The 16,609-nt window shown below is 65.9% G+C and carries 19 protein-coding genes; 7 read left to right on the forward strand and 12 right to left on the reverse strand.

Annotated elements, in window-relative coordinates; translation table 11 throughout:
* The 4 genes from CXX84_RS15985 to CXX84_RS16000 all read left to right on the forward strand — a co-directional run bounded on the left by CXX84_RS15985 (position 1) and on the right by CXX84_RS16000 (position 2,971).
* Complete coding sequence (locus tag CXX84_RS15985) at positions 1–684, forward strand: nucleotide exchange factor GrpE (protein ID WP_102977710.1); 684 nt, start codon at positions 1–3, stop codon at positions 682–684.
* A gap of 307 nt (positions 685–991) precedes the next feature.
* Positions 992–1,963 carry a DnaJ C-terminal domain-containing protein gene (locus CXX84_RS15990; protein WP_189337624.1) on the forward strand — a complete coding sequence of 324 codons (972 nt, stop codon included), beginning with the start codon at positions 992–994 and terminating at the stop codon, positions 1,961–1,963.
* Positions 1,964–1,977: 14 nt separating this feature from the next.
* Complete coding sequence (locus CXX84_RS15995; RefSeq protein WP_102977712.1) at positions 1,978–2,403, forward strand: heat shock protein transcriptional repressor HspR; 426 nt, start codon at positions 1,978–1,980, stop codon at positions 2,401–2,403.
* Between the two features lie 181 nt (positions 2,404–2,584).
* A complete protein-coding gene (locus tag CXX84_RS16000; protein ID WP_102977713.1) occupies positions 2,585–2,971 on the forward strand; it encodes a hypothetical protein in 387 nt (128 codons plus the stop codon).
* A gap of 24 nt (positions 2,972–2,995) precedes the next feature.
* Here CXX84_RS16000 and CXX84_RS16005 read toward each other — a convergent pair whose 3' ends face one another.
* The 4 genes from CXX84_RS16005 to arsB form a co-directional block, all read right to left on the reverse strand.
* Complete coding sequence (locus CXX84_RS16005) at positions 2,996–4,387, reverse strand: FAD-dependent oxidoreductase (protein ID WP_102977714.1); 1,392 nt, start codon at positions 4,385–4,387, stop codon at positions 2,996–2,998.
* Positions 4,388–4,594: 207 nt separating this feature from the next.
* Positions 4,595–5,572 carry a thioredoxin-disulfide reductase gene (gene trxB, locus CXX84_RS16010; protein ID WP_102977744.1) on the reverse strand — a complete coding sequence of 326 codons (978 nt, stop codon included), beginning with the start codon at positions 5,570–5,572 and terminating at the stop codon, positions 4,595–4,597.
* Positions 5,573–5,640: 68 nt separating this feature from the next.
* Positions 5,641–6,063, reverse strand: a complete 423-nt coding sequence (locus tag CXX84_RS16015; protein WP_102977715.1) for an arsenate reductase ArsC — start codon at positions 6,061–6,063, stop codon at positions 5,641–5,643.
* 19 nt (positions 6,064–6,082) lie between these two features.
* The gene (arsB, locus tag CXX84_RS16020; RefSeq protein WP_102977716.1) at positions 6,083–7,177 is read right to left on the reverse strand and encodes an ACR3 family arsenite efflux transporter; all 1,095 of its coding nucleotides are present in this window, start codon (positions 7,175–7,177) and stop codon (positions 6,083–6,085) included.
* A 99-nt stretch (positions 7,178–7,276) separates the two neighbouring features.
* Between arsB and CXX84_RS16025 the strand changes: the two genes are divergently transcribed.
* Positions 7,277–7,627 carry an ArsR/SmtB family transcription factor gene (locus tag CXX84_RS16025; RefSeq protein ID WP_102977745.1) on the forward strand — a complete coding sequence of 117 codons (351 nt, stop codon included), beginning with the start codon at positions 7,277–7,279 and terminating at the stop codon, positions 7,625–7,627.
* A 28-nt stretch (positions 7,628–7,655) separates the two neighbouring features.
* Here the strand turns inward: CXX84_RS16025 and CXX84_RS16030 are convergent, their stop codons facing one another.
* The 7 genes from CXX84_RS16030 to CXX84_RS16060 all read right to left on the reverse strand — a co-directional run bounded on the left by CXX84_RS16030 (position 7,656) and on the right by CXX84_RS16060 (position 13,214).
* Entirely contained in the window at positions 7,656–8,933 is a 1,278-nt protein-coding gene (locus tag CXX84_RS16030) for an MFS transporter (RefSeq protein ID WP_189337625.1), read from the reverse strand.
* Positions 8,934–9,042: 109 nt separating this feature from the next.
* The gene (locus CXX84_RS16035) at positions 9,043–10,455 is read right to left on the reverse strand and encodes an MBL fold metallo-hydrolase (protein ID WP_102977717.1); all 1,413 of its coding nucleotides are present in this window, start codon (positions 10,453–10,455) and stop codon (positions 9,043–9,045) included.
* Between the two features lie 109 nt (positions 10,456–10,564).
* Positions 10,565–10,927 (reverse strand): thioredoxin family protein, encoded by a 363-nt coding sequence (locus CXX84_RS16040; protein ID WP_102977718.1) that lies wholly within the window; start codon positions 10,925–10,927, stop codon positions 10,565–10,567.
* Between the two features lie 68 nt (positions 10,928–10,995).
* Positions 10,996–11,292, reverse strand: a complete 297-nt coding sequence (locus CXX84_RS16045; RefSeq protein WP_102977719.1) for a rhodanese-like domain-containing protein — start codon at positions 11,290–11,292, stop codon at positions 10,996–10,998.
* 29 nt (positions 11,293–11,321) lie between these two features.
* A complete protein-coding gene (locus CXX84_RS16050) occupies positions 11,322–11,663 on the reverse strand; it encodes a rhodanese-like domain-containing protein (protein ID WP_102977720.1) in 342 nt (113 codons plus the stop codon).
* A 28-nt stretch (positions 11,664–11,691) separates the two neighbouring features.
* Positions 11,692–12,594: a sulfite exporter TauE/SafE family protein gene (locus CXX84_RS16055; RefSeq protein WP_102977721.1), complete on the reverse strand. Its 903-nt coding sequence runs from the start codon at positions 12,592–12,594 to the stop codon at positions 11,692–11,694.
* A complete protein-coding gene (locus CXX84_RS16060) occupies positions 12,591–13,214 on the reverse strand; it encodes a rhodanese-like domain-containing protein (protein ID WP_102977722.1) in 624 nt (207 codons plus the stop codon). Before CXX84_RS16060 ends, CXX84_RS16055 begins: the two co-directional genes overlap by 4 nt.
* A gap of 122 nt (positions 13,215–13,336) precedes the next feature.
* Here CXX84_RS16060 and CXX84_RS16065 point away from each other — a divergent pair, with 122 nt between their 5' ends.
* A complete protein-coding gene (locus tag CXX84_RS16065; protein ID WP_014920545.1) occupies positions 13,337–13,594 on the forward strand; it encodes a metal-sensitive transcriptional regulator in 258 nt (85 codons plus the stop codon).
* Between the two features lie 224 nt (positions 13,595–13,818).
* Positions 13,819–15,738: an FAD-binding monooxygenase gene (locus CXX84_RS16070; protein ID WP_102977723.1), complete on the forward strand. Its 1,920-nt coding sequence runs from the start codon at positions 13,819–13,821 to the stop codon at positions 15,736–15,738.
* Here CXX84_RS16070 and CXX84_RS16075 read toward each other — a convergent pair.
* Entirely contained in the window at positions 15,720–16,577 is an 858-nt protein-coding gene (locus CXX84_RS16075; RefSeq protein WP_102977724.1) for a prephenate dehydratase, read from the reverse strand. The genes CXX84_RS16070 and CXX84_RS16075 overlap by 19 nt on opposite strands.
* Between the last annotated feature and the right edge of the window lie 32 nt (positions 16,578–16,609).

A 16,609-nucleotide genomic window follows, 5' to 3' on the forward strand; every position in this document is an offset into this window, starting at 1 on the left:
ATGCCCCATCACGGTAACGAGGAAGAGCACACTTCCACAGACCAGGAGCGGCAGGGCAACGGCCACCAGGAACCGGTCATCCGGGACAACCGCAAGGTTGACCCGGTGACAGGCCAGGCCCGTCACCACGAAGGGGACAGCCATGCATCGGCTTCGGAATCTCAGGATTCCGACGGCGATGCGCTGGCCCAGGCAGAGGAGATCCTCAACGGCGTTGAGGTGCCGGCTGCGGAATCGGTTGCCCAGGGGGCTGCGTCAGGTTCAGCCAATGCTGAGGCTGCCGAGCTGAGGAACGACCTCCTCCGCCTGCAGGCCGAGTACGTCAACTACCGCAAGCGCGTTGAACGCGACCGCGCCGTGGCAGGGGAGATGGCCGTCATTGGCGTCCTGAACTCCCTGCTCCCGGTCCTGGACGATGTCGACGCCGCACGGCAGCACGGCGACCTCACCGACGGACCCTTCGCCGCGATCGCCACCAAACTGGAGAACGCGCTGAAGACCTACGGCCTGGTCCGGATCAACGAGACAGGCGTGGGATTCGATCCAACAATCCACGAAGCCCTGATCCAGCAGCCCGGCGAGGACATCGAGGTTGACACCGTCAGCCAGGTCCTCCGCTCCGGCTACAAGTCAGGCGACCGCGTCCTTCGGGCCGCCCAGGTCATCGTGGCGGTTCCGGCTTAGTCGGGGTACTTCCGGCGCTACGCCCTCGTTGGGACCGCGCCGAACGGATAAGGGGGCCCCGCCCCTACGCTGGGTGGCGAAGATCTACGATCCTTCGCCACCCAGCTCCGATAGGCCCGATGCCACTCCCGGGCCCCCTTATCCGTCCGTCGCTCAGCGCTCGTCTCGCCTAAGGTGAGATGACCGCACCGCGCGCAGCTGGATAGGGGGCCGCGGCGTGGCGGGCACCGCGGAGCGGGCACGGCCCCCTATCCAGCGGAGCGAAACCGCGCCGAGCACTTAGGTTTGAACAAGAAAGGAAACGCCATTGGCTAGCCAGGATTGGGTGGACAAGGACTTTTACAAGATCCTTGGTGTTGCCAAGGACGCTTCCGACGCCGATATCAAGAAGGCCTACCGGAAGCTTGCACGGCAGCACCACCCTGACACGAACTCGGGGGACACCGCTTCGGAGAAGAAGTTCAAGGACATCTCCGAGGCCTATTCCGTGCTTTCGGACCCTGATGAGCGCCAGCAGTACGACGCTATCCGGGCCATGGGCGGTGGCGCCAGGTTTGCACCCGGCGGCGCGGGTGGCGGCAATGCCGGCTTCGAGGATATGTTCGGCGGCCTGTTCACCGGCAACACCGGGCGGCATGCAGGGGGATTCAACCCCTCCGCAGGCGGCATCCCGCCGGAGTTCGCCGACCTCTTCGGCGGTGGCTTCGGCCAGAGCGGCTTCCAGCGGACCCCGCAGAAGGGCGCGGACCGCACAGCGTCCACCAGCATTTCCTTCGCCGGCGCGATCCGCGGCACCACCATCGGCCTGCGTGAGCCCAGCGGCGAAGTGATCGACGTCCGGGTGCCTGCCGGCATCAAGGACGGGCAGAAGGTCCGCGTGCGCGGCAAGGGCCAGCCGGGTGCCGCCGGCAACGGTGACCTGGTGGTGTCCGTGTCGGTCCAGCCGCACGCGTTTTACACGCGCGACGGCGACAACCTCCGCATCCACGTCCCCGTCACCTTCCCCGAAGCTGCTATGGGGGCAGACATCGAGGTGCCCACCATCGACGGCGACAAGGTGCGGGTCCGTGTTCCGGCCGGTACGCCGTCGGGCCGGACGTTGCGGGTCAAGGGCAAAGGCGTGAAAACGTCCAAGGGGACCGGCGACCTGCTGGTGACCATTGACGTCGCCGTTCCCAAGAACTTGAACAAGGACGCCGAAGCCGCGGTCAAGGCGTTTGCCGAGGCCACGGCTGGAGCCGATGTCCGTGAGGGCCTGGCCGCCAAGGCCCGGTTGTAACAGGGAGGTGTGCTGTGGACGTCAGTGCTGACCAGCCGATCTTCGTGATATCGGTTGCGGCTGAGCTAGCGGACATGCACCCCCAGACGCTCCGGCAGTACGACCGGCTGGGCATCGTTTCGCCCAGCCGGGCTCCCGGCAAATCCCGCCGCTACTCGCAGCGGGACATCAACATGCTCCGTGAAGTCCAGCGGCTGTCGCAGGAGGGAGTGTCGCTGGAAGGGATCAAGCGGATCCTGGAGCTTGAAAACCAGGTGGCCGCCCTGCAAAGCCGGGTCTCTGAGCTGACCGAGGAACTGGCACGGCGCCGGCAGCCCCTGGACGCGCGGATCTTCGCAGCGGGCGCAGCCGGTGATGTGGTGAGCCTGGCACGGGGCCAGCGTCCGCGTCCGCGGTCACAGGCCCTGGTGCTGTGGCGGCCGCGCGCCATCGGAAAATAAGTACCACCGCCGCGTGCCGGCGGGAAATAGAGTACTCACTACTCGTGCCCCCGGAGCCCCCGGAAACTTCAATGGAACCACTGCTGGATCAGCAGCAGTGGTTCCAAGGTTTCCGGGGGTTTTCCATGTGTGCTTTCACGTTTTACAGCCCTGCCGCTGAGGGGGACCGGTGAGTCCGGGGATGGAGTCGGTGGCAGCCTTCAGCGGCTCTATTCCCGGCCAAGTGATGCTGGCACTGGGACAGACGATAGTGGTGGTGTGCGTCTGCTTCGACATGGTGCGCGCGCTGTCCGTCCCGCGGTCCCACCGGCGATACCTGGCCAGCACGGTGTTCCGGACGCTTGCGGTTCCGTCGATCATTGCCAACGGAGTGACGGTGCTTATCGCTTTGGTGCTCTGGTCCTGGATCGACGTGGTGATGGGTATGTTCGTGCTGGTCGCCATCATCTTCCGGCTGCACCACGACAAGGACGAGGACAACTGGTGGAAGGGCAAAGGCAGGAAACTCGCCCGCTGGGCGCGCCGCCGGTTCGCCGGCGGGACCTCCACCGCGCCCGCCATGGGGTAGACGCTTTGGGCCCAGGGTATTGACCTAGTTGCTGCCGGAGCGGCCGTGTGAGAGGCCGGTGGGAAAGCCCACCAGCATCGGTTCGGGGGCTGTGCAGCAGCCTGGGTCCGGCTCGGCTGCGGTTGCTTCTCCGGGGACGTCGCAGCTGGTGCCGGCATCGGTGGAGCAGACGCCGGTTTCGGGGAGTTCCAGCTGCACGGCGTCAGCTGCTTCGCGGTCACCCGCGAGGGCTGCCACCACGGAGCGGACCTGTTCATACCCGGTGGCCAGGAGGAAGGTGGGCGCTCTGCCGTAGGACTTCATGCCCACGATGTAGAAGTTCCTGTCCGGGTGGGCCAGCAGCCTGGCGCCGTGCGGCGGGACGGTGCCGCAGGAGTGGAACTCCGGGTCGATCAGCGGGCCGAGCTCACGGGGAGCTTCGACGGTGGGATCAAGCTCCAGCCGGAGCTCGCGCAGGATGTCCAGGTCGGGACGGAAGCCGGTGCAGGGGACTACAACGTCGGCATCAAGGGTGCGGCCATCGGCGGCTTCGACTGTGACATGGGTGTCGAGGGTCTTCAATGAGCGGATGCCGAAGCCGGTGTGGAGCTCGATTTTTCCTGCTTCCACGAGCCGCCGGACGCGGCCGCCCAGCTGGCCGCGGGCAGGCAGTCCGTCGGCGTCACCGCCGCCGTAGACTTTCTCCGCCGAGGCGCCGCGGACAGCCCATAGGACGCGGGTATCAGGTTCTTCCCTGGTGAGCCCGGCGAGGCTGATGAGCGTGTTCGCCGCAGAGTGGCCCGCCCCCACCACCAGGGCACGGCGTCCTGCGAAGGCCGCCCGGTCCCGGCCTGTGACGTCCGGCAGAGGCCGCGAGATCCGCGCGGCCGCGCGTTCTTCGCCGATGGCGGGAAGGCCGGAGGTGCCCAGGGGGTTGCGGCGGGACCAGGTACCGGAGGCATCAATAACCGCGGCGACGGTATGGCCCCGGGTTTCTCCGTCCTCATGCAGGACCCGGACGATGAAGGGTGTGGTGTCCCGGTTGCGGGTATGGGTCTTGTCCAGCCCCTCACGGGTGACGGCGACGACGCGGGCGCCCGTGTGCAGCCGGGAAGCTATTGGGGGCAATGCGGCCAGCGGTGCGAGATAGCTGTCCACGATTTCCCCGCCGTACGGCAGCGCAGTGGGCCGGGGGCCTTCCCAGCCGCTGCGCTCCAGCAGGCGGACCGCCGCCGCATCTAGGTTGAACCGCCAAGGGGAAAACAGCCGGATGTGCCGCCATTGGTCAATGGCCGCGCCCGCCGTCGTACCTGACTCGAAGATGAGCGGCTCAAGGCCGCGCTCCAGCAGGTGCGCCGCGGCAGCCAGGCCAACGGGGCCGGCGCCGATGACGGCAACGGGAAGGTCAGATGCTGGAAGGATCTGTGCTGCGTCCATGGGGTCCTGCTTTCATCCGTAGGGCTGGCCGCTCGTGTGGCCCAACCAGGTGCAGTAGAGGCTGTTGTGACACTTGCTGCTGCCTGGTTGGGGGAGGGGGGTGTGATTAGCAGCAGTCTTGGTCAGTGCAGGAACCGTCGTCGCAGCAACCGGAATCGTCGCAGCATCCTGTACCCATTCAGCTCACCCCCTCCCCTGGCAGTGTTTCTAGGCGTGGGTTGGTTCTTCCACCAGTGCGGTGGCGATGCTGTCCGCGTCCTCGAGGGCCGCGAGGTAGCGTTCGGCGTCGAGCGCTGCGGCGCAGCCGGTGCCGGCGGCGGTGATGGCCTGCCGGTAGCGGTGGTCCACGGCGTCCCCGCAGGCAAAGACGCCCGAGAGGTTGGTGACCGTGGTGGGGGAGTCCACCTTGATGTACCCCTCCTCGTCGAGGTCCACCTGCCCGGCCACCAGTTCGGTGCGGGGCACATGGCCGATCGCGACGAAGATGCCGGTGGCGGACTGCTCGCGGGTCTCCCCGCTGCGGGTGTCCGTGAGCGTGACGCCAGTGACCTTGCCGTCCCCGTGGATGGCGGTGATGGCTGAGTTCCACGCGAAGCTGATCTTGGGATTGTCCTTGGCACGCTGCGCCATGATGCGGGAGGCGCGAAGTTCGCCCTTACGCACGACGACGGTGACGGACTTGCCGAAGCGGGTCAGGAACATCGCTTCCTCCATGGCCGAATCGCCGCCGCCGACGACGATGATGTCCTGCTCGCGGAAGAAGAACCCGTCGCAGGTGGCGCACCAGGAAACGCCGTGGCCGCTGAGCTTTTTCTCCTCGGGAAGGCCAAGTTCCTTGTAGGCCGAGCCAGTGGCCAGGATAACGGCAGGGGCTTCGTGCACGTCGCCGCCGCCGGTGACCACCCGCTTAAGGTGCCCTGTCAGCGTCACCTCCGTGACGTCGTCGAACACTACCTGGGCGCCAAACTTTTCTGCCTGTTCCTGCAGCCCGTCCATGAGCTCCGGGCCCTGGATGCCGCCCGGGAACCCGGGGAAGTTCTCCACTTCGGTGGTGTTCATCAGGGCACCGCCCGCGGTGACCGAACCCGCCAGGACCAGCGGCTTCAGGCCGGCGCGGGCAGCGTAGATGGCGGCGGTGTAGCCGGCAGGGCCGGAACCGATGATGATCAGCTGTTCGGTGTTCACGGTGTCTGTGTTCCCTGTCTCTGCGTTCACTGTCTCGCTCATGGGAGTCTCCTGGTGCTCTTGGGAAGTTACTTGACGGCGGGGGTCAGAGACGCGATCAGGTCCTCAATGCGGACCCTGATCTCGTCGCGGATGGGGCGGACTGACTCCACGCCCTTGCCGGCCGGGTCTTCCAGGACCCAGTCCTCGTAGCGTTTGCCCGGAAAGTACGGGCACTCGTCGCCGCAGCCCATGGTGATGACGACATCTGATTCCTTGACTGCCTCCGTGGTGAGGACCTTGGGAACCTCCGCTGACATATCGATGCCTACCTCGGCCATCGCTTCCACGGCGGACGGATTGATATGGTTGGCGGGCTGGGAGCCGGCGGAGCGCACCTCGATGGCACCCTTGGAAAGGCTGGTGAGGAAGGCCGCGGCCATCTGGGACCGTCCGGCGTTGTGGACGCAGACAAACAGGACGGATGGCTTCTTGGCGGTTTCGGTGGTCATGGTGTTCTCCAGTGGACGGTCAGAGGGAAACGGCAGTTGGGGTGAAGAAGCGCTTGCGCGCCCATAGTGCGGCGTATACAAGTGCAACAAGTGCCGGCACTTCAATCAAGGGGCCGACGACGCCGGCAAGGGCCTGGCCGGACGTGACGCCGAAGGTGCCAATCGCCACAGCAATGGCCAGTTCGAAGTTGTTGCCCGCCGCGGTGAACGCCAAGGTGGTGGTTTTGGCGTATCCCAAGCCCAGCCACTTGCCGGTCAGCATTCCTGCGCCGAAGACCACCACGAAGTAGACCAGCAGTGGAAGCGCGATCCGGGCAACGTCCAGCGGGCGGGCGGTGATGGTCTCCCCCTGCAGGGCGAAGAGGAGGGTGATGGTGAACAGCAGGCCGTAGAGCGCCCACGGTCCGAGCTTGGGAAGGAACGCGCCTTCGTACCAGTCGCGGCCCCTGGCTTTTTCGCCGAGGGTGCGGGTGAGGAAGCCGGCCAGCAACGGGATGCCCAGGAAGATCAGCACCGAAAGCGTGATGGCCCAGAAGGAGAAATCCGCGCTGGTGGTGGGGAGGCCCAGCCACGACGGCAGCAGCTGCAGGTAGAACCAGCCCAGTGCGCCGAAGGCCACCACCTGGAAGACGGAGTTAATGGCCACCAGGACGGCGGCGGACTCCCTGTCCCCGCAGGCGAGGTCGTTCCAGATCATCACCATGGCGATGCAGCGGGCCAGGCCCACGATGATCAGGCCGGTCCGGTACTCGGGAAGGTCCGCCAGGAACAGCCAGGCCAGGACGAACATGAAGGCCGGGGCCAGGAGCCAGTTGATCACCAGGGAGGAGATCATGAGCTTCCTGTCTGCAATCACCCTGTGGGCCTGGTCGTAGCGGACCTTGGCCAGGACCGGGTACATCATCACCAGCAGGCCGACGGCGATGGGCAGCGACACTTCGCCCACTTTGACCGCTTCCAGTGCGGTGTTGAGGCCGGGCACCACGTTTCCGAGCAGGAGGCCGAGTGCCATTGCGGCGATGATCCACACGGGGAGGAAGCGGTCCAGGGTTGAGAGTTTGCCGACGACGGCCTCTTCCCCTTGGGCGGGCAGTGTCTCGGTCCGGGTGCTCACGGGTCTCCTGGGCGGCTCAGTAAAAGATTGATGAAAGTCGATATAGGAAGTATTGCCAGCTATATCGATGGATGTCAATCTATGTGCATAATGGGTGTCATGAACCTCCTGCAGACTGCCGGCCCCGCCGTCGACGCATCGTGCTGCGTTCCCTCCAGCAAGCCGGCACTAAGCGTCGAAGAGGCCCAGCGGAAGGCCCTGGTTTTCAAGGCCCTGGCTGATCCCAACCGCCTGCGGCTGCTCTCCATCGTCAAGGCGGAGGAGTCCGGGGAATCCTGCGTTTGTGATTTGACGGAGCCGCTGGACCTTGGACAGCCCACCGTTTCCCACCACCTGAAGATCCTGGTCGAAGCCGGGATCCTGCACCGGGAAAAGCGCGGCACGTGGGCCTACTACTCCCTGGTGCCCGGCGCTTTGGACGACGTCGCCGGGATTCTCTCCGCGCTGTGACGACGCCTCGGGTTGAACTGCGCTGAATTCAGGCGCGCCGGTGATGATCACTTCGGCGCATCCGCACGGCCACCAGCATCCCGGACGATGCGGTGATGGCAGCAATCACAAGCACAGCCGCGGGAATGCCGTAAGCGTCGGCCAGCACCCCGGAAAGCAGGGCTCCGACAGCGAAGCCGCCGTCCCGCCACAGGCGGTAAATCCCCACGGAACGTGCCCGCCAAAGCGGGTGGGCGACGTCGCCGATTGCCGCGAGGAGCGTGGGGTAGACCATGGCTGTGCCGGCGCCGAGCAGGATGACGGCAGCGAGCCAGGTGTGGAAATGCTGTCCGACTGCGACCATGGCCAGGGCCGCGGCCTGGACGAGCATGCCGCCGGCGATGAGCGGTTTGCGGCCGATCCGGTCCGAGAGCGGGCCGGTGATCATTTGCCCGGCGCCCCAGACGGCCGGGTAGACCGCGGCGAGGATGCCGATGCGTTCGATGCTGAGCCCTGCTGCGGCGAACAGGACGGGGAACAGGCCCCAGGCCAGGCTGTCGTTGAGGTTGTTGACCAGACCGGCCTGGCTGACGGAGGAGAGGGATTTGTCGCGGAAGCTGGTCAGGGTGAAGACGTCGCGGTTGCTCAGCCCTGCATGGCTGCCGGCGTGGATCGGGACATGGGTGGCGGCTTCGGTTTTGGCATGGTGGTGGGTTTCCCGGATGGTCAGGACTGAGAGTCCGAGGCCGATGGCGATGAAGGCTGCGCCGAGGAGGAAGGGCCCTGGACGCAGTCCGTAGGTTGAGGCGATGTAGCCGGTGGCCAGCGCCGCGCCGGCAACGCCGAGGTAGCCGGCGGCTTCGTTGAGTCCCATGGCCAGGCCGCGGCGTTCGGGGCCCACAAGGTCCATTTTCATCATGACGGTGGTGGACCAGGTCAGGCCCTGGCTGATGCCCAGGACGACGTTGGCGGCCACAATCAGGCCCCAGGAATCGCCAGCAATCAGCAGGAGCGGGACCGGGAGGGCGATGAGCCAGCCGGCGACCAGGACGGGTTTGCGGCCGTAGCGGTCCGAGAAGGTGCCGGCGAAGTAGTTGGTGGCAGCTTTGGCCAGCCCGAACGCCGCGATGTACGTCAGGGCGGCCGTGTACTGGCCCACGCCAAAGACTTGGTCCGCCAGCAGTGGCAGCACGGTGCGCTCCTGGCCCAGGGTGCCGCCCACCAGGGCGTTCACTGTCACCAGCAGCATGAACTGCGCCAGGTTCTGCCGCAGGCCCAGCACGACACCGGCGGAGTCCAGTGTCCTTTCCGCCTTTGTTCCGGCCATTCCGGGATGCTCGCTTTCGTTCCGGGGACATAAAGGTGCCCGGACGCGTGGGGGACGCGTCCGGGCGGGCCCGGGCAGGAGGGGGGTCTGCCCGGGCGGTCTGAGGGGTTTACTTTGCTGAGACGGCGTTCTGTCGGGTCTGCTGGAAGGCGTCCCAGGCGGCGTAGCTGCCGTCGAGTTCGACGACGTCGTACCCGGCCCGGCGCAGGGCGCTGGCTGCCACGGAGTTCCGTACGCCGGACTGGCAGTAGGTCACGATGGTGCCGTCCGTGGGGAGCTTGTCCAGGTGCCACATGACCCGGCCGCCGCTGAGCTGGTACGAGCCGGGGATGTTCCCGGCGATGTGTTCGCTCCGGTTGCGGACGTCCACGACCATGGCCGCGTCAAAACCCTGCAGCTCTTCCGGCTGGATCAGCTTCGGGGTGGTCAGGGGGAGCCCTTCGATGCTGGTGACGTAGCCGGCGACGTTGTCGATGCCGACCCGGACCAGGTGGTCCCACATGTCCATGGCCTGTTCCTGGTCTGCTGCGAGCAGTACCAGCGGGTTCTTGTCGGTCTCGGGGTTCACGACCCAGGCGCCATAGCTGGCAACGGACTTGCCTGCCGGCACGTTCAGGGAACGGGCAACGGTGCCTTCATGGACTTCGCTGTTGGGGCGGGTGTCGATGAAGGTCAGGGTGTCCTCTGCCAGGCCTGCTGCGACGATGTCGGGTGCGAGCTCGGGCAGCGGGGTGCGTTCGCCCATGATGGCGGGGCCTTCACGGTTTTCGCGCTTCATTCGGCCGAAGTAGGCGTGCGCGTCGGGCTGGCCGTCGAGGAGTTCGTCGATGAAGCCCTGCTCGTCGTTGGCGGCGAGGTAGGGGCCCCACCAGGAGTAGAGCCGCTCGTAACCGACCGTGGAGGACGGGATGGCACCGAGGGCCTTGCCGCAGGCGCTGCCGGCGCCGTGCGCCGGGTGGACCTGGACGTAGTCCGGGAGGGTCAGGAACTTGTCCCGCAGGCTGGCGAAGAGCTGCTTGGCGCCTTCGAAGCGGGTGTCGATGCCGCCGGCTGCCTCGTCCAGCAGGTCCGGGCGGCCCAGGTCGCCGGAGAAGACGAAGTCACCGGAGAGCAGGTAGCCGGGCTGGTCGCTGAACGCGCCGTCGGTGACCAGGAAGGACAGGTGCTCGGGGGTGTGCCCCGGGGTGTGGACGGCCTGGATGCTGATGTTGCCGATGGTGATCTTGTCACCGTCGTAAAGGCGTTCGCCGTCGAACTCGTACTGCCAGTCCGGTCCGCCCTCGCCGGACACGTAGATCTTCGCGCCGGTGGCGGCGGCCAGTTCGCGGGTGCCGGAAAGGTAGTCGGCGTGGATGTGGGTTTCGGTGACGGCGATGATCTTCATGCCGTTCTTTTCAGCCAGTTCCTGGTAGACCGCGATGTCGCGGCGGCCGTCGACAACAACCGCGGTGCCGTTGGCCTGGCAGCCAATCAGGTAGCTGGCCTGGGCGAGGTCTTCATCGTAAATGCGCTCGATAAGCATCTGGTGCTCTCCTTCGTGGAGTAGGTGTTGTAGGGAGGTCTTGCTTCAAGTGTAATACCCCGGGGGGTATCCAGCAACGAGGGATATCCGCAGCGAATCCGTGCAGGTGTCAGGCGGGCTGCTGGACTGCCTCAGCGCGGAGTTTGTCCATATCCAGGTTTTTGACGGCCTGGATGACTTCTTCGAGGCCGGTGGCGTTGAGGGCTCCCGGCTGGGAGAAGACCAGGGTCTTGTCCTTGAAGGCCATCAGGGTGGGGATGGAGGTGATGTTTGCTGCTGCGGCAAGGGCCTGTTCCGCTTCGGTGTCCACCTGGGCGAAGGTGATGTCCGGGTGGCGTTCTGCGGCCTTCCCGTAGGTGGGGGCGAACATGCGGCACGGGCCGCACCATGCTGCCCAGAAGTCAACGAAGACGATCGCGTTGCTCTCCAGGGTCTGGGCGAAGCTCTGTTCGGTGAGGTCGATGGTTGCCATCGTCTTTCGTTCCTTTCGGGGGTTGTCTTTGGTGCGTGTGCGTGGTCGTGTTTGCGGGGAGGGGAGGGTCAGGTGGTGGGGAGGCCGGCGCGGGTCCAGGCGATCATGCCGCCACCCATCGTGTCCGCTGTGAAGCCGACTCCGTTGAGGGCGTCCGCCACACGGGATGAGCGGTTGCCGCTGCGGCAGACGGCGATGACGGGGACTGCGGGGTCCAGTTCGGAGAGGCGTGCCTGCAGCTGGCCCATGGGGATGTGCAGGGCGCCGGGGATCATGCCTTCCGCGACCTCGAAGTCCTCGCGGACATCGAGGATGCGGGCGGTGGTGCGCCGCTGTTCAGCTTCGGTGATGGTGATTTCAGCCATTGGATTCTCCTTCGAAATAGTGGGTGCAGTTAGCGGACGGGTTCACCGGCTGCACGCCAGGCGCCCATGCCGCCGCGCAGGGAGTAGGCCTGGTAGCCCTGGGAGGCGAGGAGCCGTGCTGCTGAGGCGGAGCGGACCCCGGATGCACAGACAGCGATCACGGGCTTGTTCCTGTTGATACCGGCAGTGCCGGCCTGCAGCCGGTCCAGCGGGATGTGCTTGGCCTGGGGTGCCCGTCCTGAGCGCCATTCCTGGGCGGAGCGGACATCGATCAGCGCGGCGCCCGAGGACAGGAGGTCCTTGGCCTCAGCTACTGAAACCGTAGTGTAGGGCTTGCTGAAGGCTTTTTTCAGGAAGTTGATGAGGCCCATGGTGTTCTCCTTGGCTGGCGTTGTTGGTTCAGGCGGGTGAGGGAATTTTGCTGCGGCGGCCGCTGGTGCGGTTGCGCAGGGGGCAGGAGCTGATGAAGAACCAGCAGATGCCTGCGGTGGCTGCGGTGAGGGCTGCGATTCCGGCGGCGATGAACCACCGCAGGTCTGCCGGTGCCTGCTGGATCAGGACGAAGGTTCCCATGGCCAGGACGAACCAGCCGAAGGCCTTCCGCAGGACAGCTTCCGGGATCCGGCCTGCAAGCTTGGAGCCGGCGAGCGAGCCTGCGATGGCCGCTGCCGTGACGCCTAGGGTTATGCCCCAGTCGAGCTGGACGGTGGTGAGGTAACCGGCGAGCCCGGCGAAGGACTTCATGGCGATGACCACCAGGGAGGTGCCTACGGCAACGGACATGGGCAACCCGCCCAGCAGTGCCAGGGCCGGGACCACGAGGAATCCGCCGCCGGCGCCCACCAGGCCGGTGATGAGCCCGACCACGGCACCGTCAAGCAGGACCCTGCCCAGGGGCAGTTCGTGTTTGACCGGCGCGGCGCCGTCGTCGTTCTTCTTTTTCCGGCCGCGGAGCATGGCCACGGAGGTGGCCACCATCATGACGGCAAAGGCGACCAGCAGGATCTGGCCGGGGATGTGCCCGCCCAGCAGGCCCCCGACGAACGCGCCGGCCATGCCGGCGGCGCCGAAGATCAGGCCGGTGCGCCACATCACCCTGCCGCCGCGGGCGTGGCTGATCACGCTGACCGCGGAGGTGACGCCGACGACGAACAGGGAAGCAGCGATGGCTTCCTTGGCCTCAAACCCGGCCACATAGACCAGGATCGGCACGGTCAGGATCGATCCGCCGCCGCCCAGGACGCCGAGCGAGAGTCCGATGACTACCGACAGGGCGAGAACCAGGAGCAGGGTGAGGGTCATGAGGCCTTGGCCTCGTCATTCACCTCGGTGGCCACGGGAAGGGCGAGGATGGCGCTTTCGCGGGTGGGTTCCTGGGCGGCCTTGTTCCACGGCATGGCCGAGATGGCCTTGCCCATGGCGCAGGTGTTGGTGGCTGCGGAGAAGGTCAGGCCTGTGCCGATGACCCCGGCAAGGGTCCGGATCTTCGGGGAGACGAACTTGCCGCCGGCCAGGCCCAGGACCACGAGGGACCCTGCGGCGAGGCGGACCTGGCGCTCCAGGTCCCAGCGGTCCTTGCCCTTGACGACGTCCCCGCCGGCGGCGGCGAAGCCGGGTGCGCCGCCGGTCAGGACGTAGGCGGTGTCGATTCCGGCCTTGGCAAGGCGCTGGCGGGCCTGCTCGGCGCGCACGCCGGACTGGCAGACCAGGACTACGCGGGAGCCGAGACGGGCGGCGAGCTCGTCGGTGTGCTCGGACAGCAGCGGCAGCGGCACGTTGTAGGAGCCGCGGATGTGCATGGACTCGAACTCTGCGGCGGAGCGGACATCGAGCACCACGAGGTCCTGATGCTCTTTGAACCAGGACTGGAGGGTTTCAGGAGCAAGGGCGGTGACGGTGGTTGCCGTGGAAGGGGAAGTCATGATTGGCCTCTCGGAAGGGGTCGGGTGGATACCCCACCGAGTATTGCAGATACCCCCGGGGGTAGTCAAAACACCCCGTGGGGTATAGAATGGGTGTAAGCCCCCGACCTTTGGAGAAACCCGTGGAACTCAATCCCTCAGAACTGACCCCAGTCATCAACCGCCTGAAGCGCGCCCAGGGCCAGCTGTCCGCTGTCACCCGCATGCTGGAAGAAGGCCGGGACTGCAAGGACGTCGTGACCCAGCTCGCCGCCGTCTCCAAGGCACTGGACCGGGCAGGATTCGCCATCATCGCCACGGGCCTTGAGCAGTGCATCGTCCAAAAAGACGCAACGATGGACAAGAAAGACCTGGAGAAGCTCTTCCTGTCCCTCGCCTGAACGGGTGGAGCGGCAGGATGCCGCGCCGGTTGCAGCCGCAAGCTGCGCCCGGCGCGGTTTTTGTTTAGGCCGGCAGCTGCCCGGCTGCGACTATTCCCGCCCTTGTAGTCCCTGTCACAGGTGGCGTACTGTGGTGCTGTGCCGCAGCTTTCTAATATGGAAACTGGAATTCTATTATCGAACAGAAACGGCCGAAGCAACCACACAACGAAGTGAGGAATCCCGTGCAGTTTCACCACCACGGCTACGTCTCCGGAGACCCGCGCGTCAAGCCCGCTGCCGGCGTCGGCATCAACCGCCCTGCTGATCTCCCCGCCGAGGTCGATGTCCTCATCGTGGGCACCGGGCCTGCCGGAATGCTCGCTGCCGCACAGCTTTCGCAGTTCCCGAACGTCACCACCCGCATTGTTGAACGCCGGTCAGGGCGCCTCCCCATTGGCCAGGCGGATGGCATCCAGGCCCGCAGCGTCGAGACTTTCCAGGCTTTCGGGTTCGCCGAGCGGATCATCGCAGAGGCGTACCGGATCACGGAAATGGCGTTCTGGAAGCCTGACCCGGCGGACCACTCCCGCATTGTGCGCAGCGCCCGCGCGGTGGATGACGAGATGGGAATCAGCGAGTTTCCGCACCTGATCGTCAACCAGGCACGGGTGCTGGACTACTTCGCCGAGGTCGCGGCCAATTCTCCGACGCGCATGACCCCCGACTACGGCTACGAGTTCCGTGGCCTTGAGGTCACGGGCGAGGGGGAGTATCCCGTCACGGTGACTCTTGGCCACACCTCCGGTCCCCACGAGGGGAACGACCGGGTGGTCCGGGCAAAGTACGTCATCGGTGCTGACGGTGCCCGGAGCAAGGTCCGCGATGCGATCGGCTGCCACCTGGCGGGCGACGCCGCCAACCACGCCTGGGGCGTCATGGATGTCCTGGCCGTCACCGACTTTCCGGACATCCGGACCAAATGCGCCATCCAGGCTGAAAAGGGGAGCATCCTGCTCATTCCCCGCGAGGGCGGATTCCTGTTCCGGATGTACGTGGACCTCGGCGAAGTGGACCCCAACAACAAAGGTGCGGTCCGCAGCACCACCATCGATGAGATCATCCACAAGGCCAACGAGATCCTCCATCCCTACACCCTGGACGTCCGCAACGTGGCGTGGCACAGCGTGTACGAGGTGGGCCACCGCCTGACGGACAGGTTCGACGACGTTCTCCCGGAGCAGCGCGGCACCAGGACGCCCCGCGTGTTCATCACCGGCGATGCCTGCCACACCCACAGTGCCAAGGCCGGTCAGGGCATGAACGTCTCCATGCAGGACGGCTTCAACCTGGCCTGGAAACTCGGGCACGTGCTCGAAGGACGCAGCCCGGAAAGCCTGCTGGCCACCTACTCCGAAGAGCGCCAGGTGGTGGCGAAGAACCTCATCGACTTCGACAAAGAGTGGTCCACGATGATGGCCAAGAAGCCCGAGGAATTCGCCAACCCCTCGGATCTTGAGGACTTTTACGTCAGCACCGCCGAGTTCCCGGCCGGCTTCATGACCCAGTACACTCCCTCGATCGTGGTCGGCAGCTCCGACCACCAGGAGCTCGCCACCGGCTTCCCGGTGGGCAAGCGCTTCAAATCCGCCCCCGTGGTGCGCGTGGGCGACACCAACCCGATCCACCTCGGCCATCACGCCACGGCCGACGGCCGGTGGAGGATCTATGTGTTCGCTGACCAGCCGGCTCCGGTGGCCGGGGAGCAGGCGGAATCGGGCACGGGCAAGTTTGCCGCATGGCTCGCGAACTCGCCGGAATCACCGCTGGCCGCGACGCCGTCGGACGCTGATCCTGATGCCTGGTTCGACGTCAAGGTGATCTACCAGCAGCCCCACACCGATCTTGACATCAACGCCGTCCCGGCGGTTTTCAAGCCGCAGGTGGGCCCTTTCAAGCTCACGGACTACGAGAAGGTCTACGCCACCGACCCCAACGCTGACATTTTTGAACTCCGCGGCCTGGACCGCGGCGGCGTGGTGGTGGTGGTGCGCCCGGATCAGTACGTGGCAAACGTCCTGCCGCTGACGGCAACCGGCGAGCTGGCGGAGTTCTTCGGCCCGTTGCTCAAGCGCCACCCGGCGGGTCAGACGCTGACCGTCTGACCAGTCCTGTAGTCGGCGGCAGCATACACACCGAGGATCCGCACCTCGGTGGTGAAGAAGTCCAGCTCCTCAAGTGCCAGCTTGAGGGGCAGGTCCTCGGGGTGGCCTTCGACGTCGGCCATGAACATGGTGGCAGCGAATTCGTTGCCCACCATGTAGCTTTCCAGCCGCGTCATGTTCACGCCGTTGGTGGCAAAACCGCCCAGCGCTTTGTACAGGGCGGAGGGGACGTTGCGGACGCGGAACACAAAGCTCGTGACAGCCGGTCCGGAAAGCTCATCCTTGGCCGGCAGCTCCTTTTCCCGGGCAAGGACCACGAAGCGGGTGGTGTTGGAGGGATCGTCCTCCACCCGTGACGCCAGGACTTCGAGGCCGTAGATTTGCGCTGCGAGCGGGGGCGCGAGGGAGAGCTTGCGGGGATCGTTCCATTCGCTGACTTCGCGGGCGGAGCCGGCGGTGTCACCGGCGATTACCGGCTTCAGTCCGTGGTCACGGATCAGCCGGCGGCATTGGCCCAGGGCATGGATGTGGCTGTGCACTTCGGTGGCATCCTCGATGGTGCTGCCCGGGATGCCCAGCAGGTCGAAGTGGATGGGCAGGAAGAACTCGCCCACGATCTGCAGGTTGGACTGGGGAAGCAGGATGTGGATGTCCGCCACCCGGCCTGCGATGGAGTTTTCGATGGGGATCATGGCCAACTCCGCCTCGCCGCTTGAGACGAGTTCAAAAGCGTCCTCGAAGCTGGCGCAGGGCACGCTTTCCATGTCGGGGAACATCTGCTTGCACGCGATATTGGAGTTGGCGCCGGGCTCACCCTGGTACGCAATCTTCTGGGCCATGTTCCGTATGGTTTCACGCCGGGAGCGGATGG

Source organism: Arthrobacter sp. AFG7.2 (assembly GCF_002892835.1).
Lineage (GTDB): Bacteria > Actinomycetota > Actinomycetes > Actinomycetales > Micrococcaceae > Arthrobacter.